The sequence below is a fragment of the Halorhabdus amylolytica genome (genome assembly GCF_004944975.1).
Lineage (GTDB): Archaea > Halobacteriota > Halobacteria > Halobacteriales > Haloarculaceae > Halorhabdus > Halorhabdus amylolytica.
In genome coordinates this window covers 24011-35522 of the sequence record NZ_SPQG01000021.1, presented here as the reverse complement: position 1 = coordinate 35522, position 11512 = coordinate 24011, and the positions used below count along the sequence as shown (strand labels likewise).

Below are 11512 nucleotides of genomic sequence, written 5' to 3'. Positions count from 1 at the left end.
CCGAGTGTGGCTGATCCTCGAGGAGCGGGTTGGGTGATGAGGCGGTGTCGGCAGGATCGAGGATCCGCCGAGTGTGGCTGATCCTCGAGGAGCGGGTTGGGTGATGAGGCGGTGTCGGTGAGGTCGACGGAACAGAGGGGGCGGGAGTCGAAGACTGTTTGAACCATCCTCCCTACGTGATAGCTGTATGAGCACGGAGGCCGACTCGACGGTGGTTCACGAGAACGCGGGCGAGGACGTTATCGCGGTCGATGCCGAAGACAACGAAGAGGAACTGGTCAACCGCCTGGACGCACACACGGGCGAGGGTATCCGCCACCGGGCGTTCACGGCCCTGCTGTTCGACACCGACGACAACATCCTGCTGGCCCAGCGTGCCCCGGAGAAGCGTCTCTGGGACACCTACTGGGACGGGACGGTTGCCTCCCACCCTGTCGACGGACAGACACAGATCGAGGCGACTCGCCAGCGACTCGAGGAGGAACTCGGCGTCATGCCCGGTCAGTACGACGACCTCCGCGTGACGGACAAGTTCGAATACAAACGCTATTACATGAACGAGGGTCTCGAATGGGAGGTCTGTTCCGTCCTGCAGGCGACGCTGACTGATCGGACACTCGATCCCGATCCCGCCGAAGTGGCCGGCCTGATGTGGGTCCCATACGAGCGCCTCCAGGAGAACCCGGAGTGGTACCGTCAGCTCCGCCTGTGCCCCTGGTTCGAGATCGCGATGCGACGCGACTTCGAGTGATCTCAGGTCGCCTTTCGTATCGACACTTCGATCGCGATTTCGTTTCGCTTTCTGAGGCGAAATCCGGAAAAAGTCCAGTCCCTTTCTTTCGAACATGGCACTGACGATCACTGTCACGGGAATGAGTTGTGAACACTGCGAGCAGACCGTCACCGAAGCTCTAGAAGACGTTGCGGGCGTCACGAGCGTGAGTGTCGACCGCGAAGCCCAGCAAGCGACAGTCGAGGGCGACGCAGATCCGGACGCCCTCGTCGCGGCCGTCGAAGACGCCGGTTACGAAGCGTCAGCCTGATTTTTTCCGTCGGGACCCTCCGGCGTCTCGGCGCGGGGTAGTCGGACGACGACCGTCGTCCCGTCGTCGACCTCGAAGTCGATCGTCCCGCCGAAGGTCCGGACGACCCAAGCGACCAGCCAGAGTCCGATGCCGCTGCCGTGTTGGAGGGCTGTCTCGCGACCTTCCTCGATGACAGCCCGTTCCTGTTCGTCGATTCCGGGACCGTTATCGGCTATCCGAACTGTCACGCTGTCGGGCGGTCCGTCAGTTCCGATCGAGACGACGACTGCCGGTTCCGCCGCGTCATTGTGTTCGACAGCGTTTTCGAACAGTTCCTCGAAGGCGACGCCCAGCGAGGTCGCCCCCCGGACGCGGAGGTCTTCCTCGGCCGCCTGGAACTCGAAACTCGCTGCCGGACGGGCGGTCCGAACCGATTCGATCGCGTCTCCCAACACAATCCCGAGATCGATCGTCGCCGGTTCGTCGGCCTCGAAGGCCCGCGTTAACGTGGCAACTTTCTCGGCGCGCTCGGTGACTGTGTCGACCGTTTCGACGATGGGGTCGATCCGGGACAACTTGTCCGGGTCTTCGAGTTCCTCCGCGAGCAGCTCCGCGTGACCGCGGACGACGTTCATCTCGTTGCGGACGTTGTGACGCAACAGCCTGTTGAGGACATCCAATTGTTGTTCCCGACGAATCTGTCCGGTGACGTCCCGCAGGCTGACGATCAGGCCGTCGGCAGCATCGAAAGGGCGTTCGAGGGGTGTCGCCTGGAGATCGTAATTCCGAACCGAGCCGTTTTGCTCGATCGCGGTCACACAGTGTACGTCGTCGGTATCTTCGGGAAGCGTTTCGGCCACAGTCGGAAGGTGGTCGGCGAGCCGGTCGCCGACGGCGTCTCGGCCGGACGCGTCGAGGAGAGTACTGCCGGCCCGATTGTAATCGGTGAGAACGCGGTTTTCGTCGAGGATGAATACCGGGTCGTCGAGTCGCGTGACGATCTCGTCGCGTCCGATCTCACGGGTGCCTGCGGCGACAGTGAGTAACTCATTGCGGAGGATCGCGCCGGTGATGATGACTCCGGAGGCGACGAACGCGACGCCAGTCGGATCGATTCCCCGTGGCGCTATCCGGAACAGATAGGCCGCGTTCGCGACCAGCGGCACGGCGATCGCTCCGAGTAGCGCCGTACTCTGAGCACGATACAGCTCATCGGCCCGGAGAGAGGTCCGCACGAGCAGGAACGCGCCCAGGGTGATCAACGCGTACGAATAGGCGACGTGTCCCCAGAAGGCGAGCCCGCGCGTGGCGATCAGTCCCGTATACTCGACGCCCCGGATGAAGACAAGCTCCGGATCGCTCCAGACGAGATCGTGTAATCCGTTCGTCCAGACGAGTACGACGAACGCGAGCGGCTCGATTAGCAATCCCAGCAGGTGTTTCGTTTCGAGCGAACGGCCGTGACCGGTGTACTCGACGGCCGTCAACAGCCAGGCCAGGGGGACGACAGTGCTGATCGAGAGTCGAAGCGAGAACCAGAACAGCGTCGCATCGAGGGGAGTGTTGGCTAGAGAGAGTCCCTCGGCGATCGACCACATCGCAGCACCGAGCAACAGTAACGAGAGCGGAGCGGCACCGGGCGTTCCCCGATGAACGATGGCGTAGAGGGCGATCGCCGTTCCGAGGATGGCGGCGAACAGGACGAGCGCGAGGTAGACCGTCCACACGGCCGGCGTTTACAGAGACACCGGGAAAAAGGTACGTCTCTCAGTTCGGCCCCCGCGATCGAAGCGCCGTCCAGATGCCGAGTGCGCCCAGGGCGAGCGCCGGGACGAGAGGGAAGACCAGATAGGCGTCCCTGAACGAGAAGCCCACGATCCGAACGATGTTCCGTATCGTGGGGAAGAGAATTAGCCCCCACGGGACGACCAGAAACGCCAGGAACAGCACCCCGAGCACTACCCAGACCTGCCAACCCCGGATCCAGTCAGTGTTCTCGGCCGGCTCCGCCGCCTCTGTGACCGTCGTGATCCCGTCGTCGACTTCCGGAGACTCGCCGGTGGATTCTGTCGGATCGATGACTTCGTCATTCATGGATGGTTATCCGACCGACAAGGTGGGACATAAATTTGTGGCGACGTTTCGGCAGCTTTGTGACGATCGATCGTCCATCGAGGGGCGAGCTGTCCCATGTCGATTCGCTCGGTCTCAACACCCAAAACCGTAGCGTCGACAGCGGCTGCGAACGGGCCTGATCCGCGGAACATTTCAAGGCGGACGTTCGACCGGGCGTATGGTCGATTTCCAGTCCCGGAACACCCGGCGCGGGTCGTCGACGGACGACGACACGGACGGGGAGATAAACCAGCCGGAGGACGCGGAAGATCCGACCGAGACAGAGGATCGAACCGGTGAGGGAACATCGCCATCGTCGCGCGACCGCTCCGGGGTCTGTGTCCTCACCGTCGACGCCGCAGAGTCCGCCCGAGCGGCGAGCGACGTGGTTCGCGATCGTCTCGAAGCGGACGGACTGACCGTGATCGAGACCGAACACGTCGAGGGGAGCTACGACGCCGTCCAGGGCACAGTCGATCGAACAGTCACACGCCGCGACGTCGAGGCGGTCGTGACGGTCGGCGGGACTGGCGTCGGGGAGACAGACGTGACCGTCGAGGCCGTCGAGGCGCTACTGGACAAACAGCTTCCGGGTTTCGGCGAACTGTTCCGCGTCAGTTATCACGAGCGGGTCGGAACTGACGTCGTCAGTATGCGACCGACAGCGGGGATCAGCGACGGCGTCCCCGTGTTCTGTCTCCCCGGTGACCCGGACGCCGCCGCGTTCGCAACCGGTGACGTGCTCCTCGGAACGATCGGCGAACTGCTCGATGATGGCGCGGACTGACGAACATCGGGACAACAGACCAGTCGGCGACGAACGGCGAATCGGGACGGTCCCGGACCGAGACTACCGCGTGACTTTTTCTCGACGCGAGCCCAGGACTACGCGTGACTTTTTCTCGACGCGAACCCAACCTGTGCCACATGGTCACGGAACTCGCTGATGGGATCTGGTGGTTCGATCTCCAGGGCGTCAACGCGTATCTCTTCGAGGACGACGGAGACGCGACGTTGATCGACGCCGGTGCGCCGTGGACGAGCGGAGCGTTGCTCGATGACCTGGACGATGCGGGATTCAGACCCCGCGACGTCTCTCGCATCGCCCTCACACACTACGATCTCGATCACGTCGGTGCGTTGAACCGGTTCGGGACTGACGTCACGGTGTACGCGGGCGATCCAGACGGTGCCATCCTCAGGGGCGAGCGGGATCCGCCATGGAACAACCGGAAGACGGCCTTCCAGCGGGCGAGTCGTCTCATTGCCGCAGATCCCGAACAGCCGGTCGAGACCGTCGCTGAGGGCGATCGGATCGGCGGGCTCGACGTCTACGGAACGCCGGGCCATACACCCGGACATCTGACGTTCGTCAGCGAGGAGCGGTCCGTCGCGTTCGTCGGCGATCTCCTCCGGGAGTCGGACGGTCGGATCGAGTCCTCGCCGTGGGTGCTGAGTCACGACACCGGGGCCGTCAAATCGAGTATCCGACGTCTGGCAGAGCTAGATCTCGACGTCGAGATACTGGCGATGGGTCACGGGACACCGTTCGTCGAACGCGGAGGGGTTCATCTGTCCGACCTCGCCGGGCGGTTGTGATCGACAGGCGTCAGTCTAACTCTTCTGCGACCGCTTCGGGGTCGAGTAGGGCCGGATCGATCACCAGATCGGCCAGTCGCGTCGCAAACTCGGGGAGCGACCCCTCGGCGTAGACGACGATCCGCAGGTCCGGGTTGCAGTCCTTGGCGACGGCGATCGAGGTGGCCTGGGCCATCTCGGTCAGGAGGTAGACGTCCGTCTCTTCGATGCCGGCGTCAGTCAGTGACTCGCCGTTGCCGACGTCGACGACCGTCACCTCGTGTCCTTCGGCTCGTATCGCCGCTGCGATGTCTCGCTCGTCCGTCCCGGCAACGATGACCTTCATGTCACTCGTACTCGATGGTCGCGGGCGGTTTGTGGGTCACGTCGTAGACGACCCGCGAGACGTTCTCGTTCTCGCCTGTGATGCGACTCTGGATCCGTTGAAGGGTTTCCCAGTCGATCTCCTGGGCGCGGGCGGTCATCCCGTCGCGGGATTCGACCGACCGGACGGCGACGACCCAGCCGTGGACACGGTTGTCACCCTTGACGCCGGTGGCCTTGCCGATTACGGCTGCCAGGGCCTGCCAAGGATCATACTCTTCGAGTTCTTCCTCGACGACGTGGTTCGCTTCACGAGCCACGGCGAGTTTCTCCTCGGTAACCTCGCCGATGATCCGGACCGCGAGGCCAGGGCCAGGGAACGGCATCCGCTCGGCTATGATCTCTTCCAGATCGAGATCGCGGGCGACCTCGCGGACTTCGTCCTTGTAGAGGTCAGCCATTGGTTCGACGATCCCCTCGAAATCGACGACGTCGGGCAGGCCGCCGACGTTGTGGTGGGACTTGATCGTCCCCTCGCTCTCGATTCGATCCGGATAGATCGTCCCCTGGACGAGGTAGTCGGCCTCGACCTCGCGGGCCACGGTCTCGAACTCCCGGATGAACTGCTCGCCGATAGCGTGGCGCTTCTCCTCGGGATCGGTGATTCCCGAAAGCTCGTCGAGGAACCGCTCCCTGGCGTCGACGATCCGGAGACTGTCCATGTACGCGAAAGTCTCCCGAATCTGTTCGGTCTCACCCTTACGCATCAGGCCAGTGTCGACGTACACCGGCGTGAGCTGATCGCCGACGGCGTCGTAGGCAAGCGCAGCGGCCGTCGAGGAATCGACGCCGCCCGAGAGGGCAATGACGGCCTCGTCGTCGCCGATCGCCTCGGCGATCTCGGCTTTCGCCTCGGGGACGAAGGAGTCGACGTCGACCATCAGCCACCACCCCACGGGATACCCGCACAGAAAACGACTCGTTCGGTCGTCACGGTCATATCAGTACCTGTATGTGGGTCAGTAAAACGTTTGTGAAACGGCGGATACTGGAGTCCCAAGAGGGTACCTCAGCCGTTGATCTCTCCGTATCCACGGATCGGCATCTGACGGGATTGGGCTGTCCATCGGCGAGGCGTCGAAGCACTTTCGGTTCTGGACCCGTCAGCGCGTTCGGAACGAGACGACCGTCTGCATGCCATCGCGTCCGTCGACAGACTCCGTCGTCACGTTCAGCCCGAAGATTCCATCCTCGTCGAGGGCGTCTTCGGTGATCGTTCGGAGGTCCTCGGCTGCGGGACTCTCCTCCAGGAGGACGACCCTGACCTGGTTGCGGTTCCGACTCACGTCACCGACTTCGTAGCCACTCGACTCGAAGGCCTCTCGGAGGGACTGCTGGAGATCGTCCATACCACCAGTGTGCCCCCGTGGCCCCTAATACCTCCGGCTGTTCGCCATCGGCACACCGAAATACCGGCAGAAAGAGTGCTGGCGGCCGCCTCAGACTTCCAATTCGCTTTCGCGTTCGTCGGCCCCGCGTTCGTCGAGGACGGCCTCGACGAGGCCGACGAACGGCGGGGACGCCCGCGTGGGTCGCGAACGGAACTCGGGATGGAACTGCGTGCCGAGGAAGTACGGATGCGAATCCCGGTCGAGTTCCAGAATCTCCATACGTCGGCCCGAGATCCCCGAGAAGTTCATGCCGGCGTCCTCGATGTCTTCGATGTAGGCGGGGTTTACCTCGTATCGGTGGCGATGTCGTTCCCGACAGGTAGTGTCGCCATAGAGGTCGGCCGCGAGCGTTCCGGGGTCGATTTCGGTGTCCTGAGCACCGAGTCGCATCGTCCCGCCCATGTCCTCGACGCCCTCCTGCTCGGGCAGGATGTCGATAACGGGGTGGGGTGTGTCAGGCTCCATCTCCGCCGAGTGGGCACCCTCCAGACGCAGGACGTTGCGGGCGTACTCGACGACAGCCATCTGGAATCCCAGACACAACCCGAGGAAGGGAACATCGTTCTCGCGGGCGTAGCGGGTTGCCTCGATCTTGCCTTCTGTGCCCCGAGAGCCGAACCCGCCCGGCACGACGATCGCGTCCACGCCTTCGAGTTGCCCGTCGTGGCCGTCCGCGAGGTCTTCGGAGTGGATCCAGGTCGTCTCGACATCGACGTTCGTCTCTAGTCCGGCGTGTTTCAGCGCCTCGTGGATGGAGATGTAGGCGTCCTCGAGGCCGTATTTGCCGACCAGCGCCACGTCGACCGAGCCCGTCGTCTCCTGAGTGACCAGTTCGCGCCAGCCGTTGTCCCGTTGGCCTGTGGGCACCGCTTCCGCACTCAGGTTCAGCTCGTCCATCACGTACTCGTCGAGGCCTTCGTCTTCGACGACCAGCGGAACCTTGTAGATGTCCTCGACGTCCGGGTTCGAGAAGACGGCTTCCGTAGGAACGTCACAGAACAGCGCGATCTTCTCCTTGACGTCGGGTTCGAGCCTGTCCTCACAGCGTCCGACCAGAATGTCCGGCTGGAGCCCGATCGACCGGAGTTCCTTGACACTGTGCTGGGTGGGTTTGGTCTTCTGTTCGCCGTTCTTCGAGTAGGGAACGAGCGTGACGTGGGTAAAGAGAATGTCTTCTTCGTCTTCCTCGTGGGCGAACTGCCGGAGAGCCTCCAGATAGGGCATCCCTTCGATGTCGCCGACGGTGCCGCCGACTTCGATGATACAGACATCGCTTCCCTCGGCGACCTCACGGATGCGACGCTTGATGTCGTCGGTGATGTGCGGGATGATTTGGACAGTCCGACCGAGATAATCGCCGGCGCGTTCCTTCTCGATGACCTCACGATAGACTTTCCCCGTCGTGACGTTGTGATCGGAGGTCATGTCGATGTCGAGAAAGCGTTCGTAGTTCCCCAGATCGAGGTCGACCTCGCCGCCGTCTTTGAGGACGTACACTTCTCCGTGCTGGTAGGGGTTCATCGTCCCGGCGTCGACGTTGAGATACGGGTCGATCTTGACCGCTGTCACGTCGAACCCGGCGTTGGCGAGCAGACGGCCGGTACTCGCGGCAGTGATACCTTTTCCCAGACCGGACATCACGCCGCCGGTGACGAAAATGAACTTCCGGCCCAGCTCCGGGTCGTAATCGGTTTCGGGCTCGTTCGGCATACCGACGGTGGGCGGCCCCACCCCTAAACCGTTTCGGGAGCGACCGGGTGCGCCGATCGCTGTCACAGTCTTCCGGCCACGTGGGCTCGTGTGAGAGTTTTAAGAACGTCCCTCCCATACAGAGCCCTATGGGAATCCTCTCGCGCGCCTCCTACGTCATCCGCTCGAAGGTCAATGCTCTCCTCAATCGGGCGGAAGACCCCTCCGAGACCCTGGATTACTCCTATGAACAACTTCGGGACGAACTTCAGGACGTCAAACAGGGGATAGCCGACCTGACGACCCAGAAGAAACGCTTAGAGATCCAGAAGCGTCGCCTAGAGGAGAACGTCGAGAAACACAACGACCAGGCGCGGGAAGCGGTCCGACAGGACCGTGAGGATCTCGCACGGCAGGCTCTGGAGAAGAAAAAACAGAAGATGAACCAGATCGAGGACCTGGAGAGCCAGATCGCCGATCTCCAGCGCCAGCAGGACCAGCTGGTCGAGCAAAAGAACGAACTCCAGAGTCAGGTCGAGCAGTTCCGCACCAAAAAAGAGACGATGAAGGCCCGCTACGAGGCCGCCGAAGCCTCGGCTCGGGTTTCCGAGGCCATGTCCGGGGCAGGTGACGAGTTCGAGGACGTCGGCCGGGCGATCGAACGCGCACAGGAGCGCACGGAGGAAATGGAAGCCAGGTCGGCCGCGATGGACGAACTTCGGGACACCGGCGCCTTCGAGGACGTGATCACCGACCAGGACCAGCTCGATCGCGAGCTAGAGGAGGTCCGCTCGTCTGGCGAGGTCGACGCCGAACTGGAGACGTTGAAAGCCGAGATGGGCGAGGAGGCGCCGTCCGGGGAGTCTGCCGGGAAGACAGATTCGGCGACTGACGGAACTGAATCCGTCGATATGGAGGAAAGTGAGGAGGCCGCCGTCGAGGAGGAACTGGAGACCCTCAAGGACGAAGAGAGCTGACGGACGACACTCTCCGGTGGAAGCATACGTCGAAAAATACGGCCTGTGCTACAGCTGTGCGGTCAGGGTCGATAGGTGTCGATTCCCAACAGGTCGTTGATGACACACTGCTGGAGGGCACCTGTCACTACGAGAATCAGGCCGAGCACAGCGAGGATCGCCGAGCCGATCATCGTCGTGATCGGTCCGAGCTCGTAGGTGAACAGTTCGGCGAACCCTGCAAGCGCGAGGGCGAGCAACACGACCCCAACCACGAGCCGAGCGATGCGGTCCGTTCCACCGACGTTCTTTTCCATGTTGACTCCACCGGATAATTTATTCTCAGCCAGTCTACTTATAGATTGGTGGCTGTTGGCGTCTCTCACGGTGGTAGCTATCGTCGATCGTCTCGACGGATAGTTCACGCGACAGACATTCCACAGGTCGGGGTCGCGTAACCGCATTCGGCACCCTTTTTACCGGCCGCCGGAACGCTTTCGGTATGAGACTGCTGTTCGTCCACTCGGACCATCTGGAGTTCGAGACGACCGAGATGGCGGGAGGAGAGGACCTCGCCGAGACGGAGGGCGTCCCGATGGAGGGGCGCATGGAGGACTGTGTAACCGTCTTCATCAGCGTCGAGAGCGACGACGAGGAGGACCTCGACGGCGTCGTCGAGAACGCTATCACCGAACTCGAAGACGTCGCCGGCCAGCTCAACACCAACGACGTTGTGCTTTATCCCTACGCCCATCTCAGCGACGACCTCGCCGGACCGGACGCCGCCAAGGAAGTCATGCGACGCCTGGAGACGGAGATGGAGGCGGCCGGCTACGAGATTCTGCGGGCGCCCTTCGGCTGGTACAAGGCCTTCGAGGTCTCCTGCAAAGGGCACCCGCTCTCGGAACTCTCCCGGCACGTCGCGGCCCACCGCGACGAGGACGAGGGTGAGACAGAGGGAGAACCGGACCGGCAACCCAGCGAGTGGAAAGTGATGACCCCGGACGGCGACCTGCAGGACGCCGTGGCGGCCAAGGAAAACCTGGGTGAGGATCTCGTCTCATTCATCGAGGACGAGGTCGAGGGGATCACCAGCAACGAGGGCCAGGAACCCCCTCACGTCGACCTGATGCAGGAGAAGGGCTTCGTCGGCTACGACGACCTGTCTGACGTCGGGAACCTCCGGTGGTATCCCCGTGGTAAACTCGTCCGGGACGCCCTGATGGAGTACGTCAACGACCTCGTCGTCGAGTACGGCGGGATGCCAGTCGAGACACCGATCATGTACGATCTGGGCGCGCGAGCGATCGACGAACACGCCGGGAAGTTCGGCGAGCGCCAGTACCGATTCGAATCGGGCGATCGCCGGATGATGCTGCGCTTTGCCGCCTGTTTCGGCCAGTTCTCGATCATGCGGGACATGCACATCTCGGTCAACGACCTCCCGCTGCGGATCTACGAAATGTCGACTTACTCGTTCCGGCGCGAACAGAAGGGTGAGGTGACCGGCCTCAAGCGCCTGCGGGCCTTTACGATGCCGGACATGCACACCGCAACCGAGAACATGGAGCAGGCCCGAGAGGAACTCCGCACGCAGGCCGAACTTGCCCTCCAGACCTCCGAGGATCTGGATCTCAACTACGAGCCGGCGATCCGGATGACCCGTGAGTTCTACGAGGACAACGAACAGTGGGTCGAGAACGTCGTCGCCGACCTCGGGAAGTCGGCCCTGATCGAGATCCTCCCCGAACGCCATCACTACTGGTCGGCGAAGATCGACTTCGCCGCGATCGATGGTCTCGGCCGGCCCATCGAGAACCCGACGGTCCAGATCGACGTCGAGAGCGCCGAACGCTTCGACATCGAGTACACCGACGGGACCGATAGCCACCATCCGCCGATCCTGCACTACTCGCCCTCCGGCGGCATCGAGCGCGTCTTCGCCGCGCTGCTTGAGGACGCCGCGACGATGGAGACTCCGCAGTTGCCGACGTGGCTCTCGCCGACCCAGGTCCGGTTCATCCCCGTCAATCCCGACGCCCACCTGGAGTACTGCGAGGGACTCGTCGACGAATTGACCGAGGCGGACGTCCGGGCCGACGTCGACGACCGCGACGAATCGGTCGGCAAGCGGATCGCCCGTGCGGAGACCGACTGGGTCCCCTATTACGTGGTCATCGGTGACAGGGAGATGGAGGACGACGAACTCGGCGTCAACGTCCGGGCCGACGACGAGGAACGTGATATGCCCCTTGCGGAACTTCGCGATCAGGTCCTTCAAGACGTCGAGGGGTTACCCCAGCAGCATCGGTACCTGCCACGTCACGTCTCGAACCATCCCAATTTCACCGGACGCTGAGTGCTTCGGCCGACA

13 protein-coding genes are annotated in these 11512 nt (G+C 62.8%); 6 read left to right on the top strand and 7 right to left on the bottom strand.

The window, feature by feature from the left end:
- Positions 1-187 precede the first annotated feature (187 nt).
- Positions 188-751, top strand: a complete 564-nt coding sequence (locus E3374_RS16445; RefSeq protein ID WP_136690044.1) for an NUDIX hydrolase — start codon at positions 188-190, stop codon at positions 749-751.
- A 94-nt stretch (positions 752-845) separates the two neighbouring features.
- Positions 846-1043, top strand: a complete 198-nt coding sequence (locus E3374_RS16440; RefSeq protein ID WP_136690043.1) for a CopZ family metallochaperone — start codon at positions 846-848, stop codon at positions 1041-1043.
- Here the strand turns inward: E3374_RS16440 and E3374_RS16435 are convergent.
- A complete protein-coding gene (locus E3374_RS16435) occupies positions 1025-2752 on the bottom strand; it encodes a sensor histidine kinase (RefSeq protein WP_136690042.1) in 1728 nt (575 codons plus the stop codon). The genes E3374_RS16440 and E3374_RS16435 overlap by 19 nt on opposite strands.
- A gap of 40 nt (positions 2753-2792) precedes the next feature.
- Positions 2793-3119, bottom strand: coding sequence for a hypothetical protein (locus E3374_RS16430; RefSeq protein WP_248299516.1), 327 nt, complete (start codon positions 3117-3119; stop codon positions 2793-2795).
- A 199-nt stretch (positions 3120-3318) separates the two neighbouring features.
- Here E3374_RS16430 and E3374_RS16425 point away from each other — a divergent pair, with 199 nt between their 5' ends.
- Positions 3319-3927 (top strand): MogA/MoaB family molybdenum cofactor biosynthesis protein, encoded by a 609-nt coding sequence (locus E3374_RS16425; protein ID WP_136690041.1) that lies wholly within the window; start codon positions 3319-3321, stop codon positions 3925-3927.
- A 140-nt stretch (positions 3928-4067) separates the two neighbouring features.
- Positions 4068-4739: an MBL fold metallo-hydrolase gene (locus tag E3374_RS16420; RefSeq protein ID WP_136690040.1), complete on the top strand. Its 672-nt coding sequence runs from the start codon at positions 4068-4070 to the stop codon at positions 4737-4739.
- A 10-nt stretch (positions 4740-4749) separates the two neighbouring features.
- Here the strand turns inward: E3374_RS16420 and E3374_RS16415 are convergent, their stop codons facing one another.
- From E3374_RS16415 to E3374_RS16400, 4 genes are all read right to left on the bottom strand, one after another.
- Positions 4750-5064 (bottom strand): DUF7126 family protein, encoded by a 315-nt coding sequence (locus E3374_RS16415; RefSeq protein ID WP_136690039.1) that lies wholly within the window; start codon positions 5062-5064, stop codon positions 4750-4752.
- 1 nt (position 5065) lies between these two features.
- Positions 5066-5983, bottom strand: a complete 918-nt coding sequence (gene guaA, locus E3374_RS16410) for a glutamine-hydrolyzing GMP synthase (RefSeq protein ID WP_136690038.1) — start codon at positions 5981-5983, stop codon at positions 5066-5068.
- Positions 5984-6205: 222 nt separating this feature from the next.
- A complete protein-coding gene (locus tag E3374_RS16405; RefSeq protein WP_136690037.1) occupies positions 6206-6451 on the bottom strand; it encodes a hypothetical protein in 246 nt (81 codons plus the stop codon).
- A gap of 90 nt (positions 6452-6541) precedes the next feature.
- The gene (locus E3374_RS16400; RefSeq protein WP_136690036.1) at positions 6542-8203 is read right to left on the bottom strand and encodes a CTP synthase; all 1662 of its coding nucleotides are present in this window, start codon (positions 8201-8203) and stop codon (positions 6542-6544) included.
- 128 nt (positions 8204-8331) lie between these two features.
- Between E3374_RS16400 and E3374_RS16395 the strand changes: the two genes are divergently transcribed.
- On the top strand, positions 8332-9159 hold the full coding sequence (locus E3374_RS16395) for a PspA/IM30 family protein (protein WP_136690035.1): 828 nt from the start codon (positions 8332-8334) through the stop codon (positions 9157-9159).
- 62 nt (positions 9160-9221) lie between these two features.
- Here E3374_RS16395 and E3374_RS16390 read toward each other — a convergent pair whose 3' ends face one another.
- The gene (locus E3374_RS16390) at positions 9222-9455 is read right to left on the bottom strand and encodes a YgaP family membrane protein (protein WP_136690034.1); all 234 of its coding nucleotides are present in this window, start codon (positions 9453-9455) and stop codon (positions 9222-9224) included.
- 185 nt (positions 9456-9640) lie between these two features.
- Between E3374_RS16390 and E3374_RS16385 the strand changes: the two genes are divergently transcribed.
- A complete protein-coding gene (locus E3374_RS16385; protein WP_136690033.1) occupies positions 9641-11497 on the top strand; it encodes a threonine--tRNA ligase in 1857 nt (618 codons plus the stop codon).
- Positions 11498-11512: the final 15 nt, after the last annotated feature.

Excerpts from the sequence above, each read along its gene's own strand:
- E3374_RS16445 (WP_136690044.1), top strand. The coding sequence starts at position 188 with ATGAGCACGGAGGCCGACTCGACGGTGGTTCACGAGAACGCGGGCGAG.
- E3374_RS16440 (WP_136690043.1), top strand. The coding sequence starts at position 846 with ATGGCACTGACGATCACTGTCACGGGAATGAGTTGTGAACACTGCGAG.
- E3374_RS16430 (WP_248299516.1), bottom strand. The coding sequence starts at position 3,119 with ATGAATGACGAAGTCATCGATCCGACAGAATCCACCGGCGAGTCTCCG.
- E3374_RS16425 (WP_136690041.1), top strand. The coding sequence starts at position 3,319 with ATGGTCGATTTCCAGTCCCGGAACACCCGGCGCGGGTCGTCGACGGAC.
- E3374_RS16420 (WP_136690040.1), top strand. The coding sequence starts at position 4,068 with ATGGTCACGGAACTCGCTGATGGGATCTGGTGGTTCGATCTCCAGGGC.
- E3374_RS16415 (WP_136690039.1), bottom strand. The coding sequence starts at position 5,064 with ATGAAGGTCATCGTTGCCGGGACGGACGAGCGAGACATCGCAGCGGCG.
- guaA (WP_136690038.1), bottom strand. The coding sequence starts at position 5,983 with ATGGTCGACGTCGACTCCTTCGTCCCCGAGGCGAAAGCCGAGATCGCC.
- E3374_RS16405 (WP_136690037.1), bottom strand. The coding sequence starts at position 6,451 with ATGGACGATCTCCAGCAGTCCCTCCGAGAGGCCTTCGAGTCGAGTGGC.
- E3374_RS16400 (WP_136690036.1), bottom strand. The coding sequence starts at position 8,203 with ATGCCGAACGAGCCCGAAACCGATTACGACCCGGAGCTGGGCCGGAAG.
- E3374_RS16395 (WP_136690035.1), top strand. The coding sequence starts at position 8,332 with ATGGGAATCCTCTCGCGCGCCTCCTACGTCATCCGCTCGAAGGTCAAT.
- E3374_RS16390 (WP_136690034.1), bottom strand. The coding sequence starts at position 9,455 with ATGGAAAAGAACGTCGGTGGAACGGACCGCATCGCTCGGCTCGTGGTT.
- E3374_RS16385 (WP_136690033.1), top strand. The coding sequence starts at position 9,641 with ATGAGACTGCTGTTCGTCCACTCGGACCATCTGGAGTTCGAGACGACC.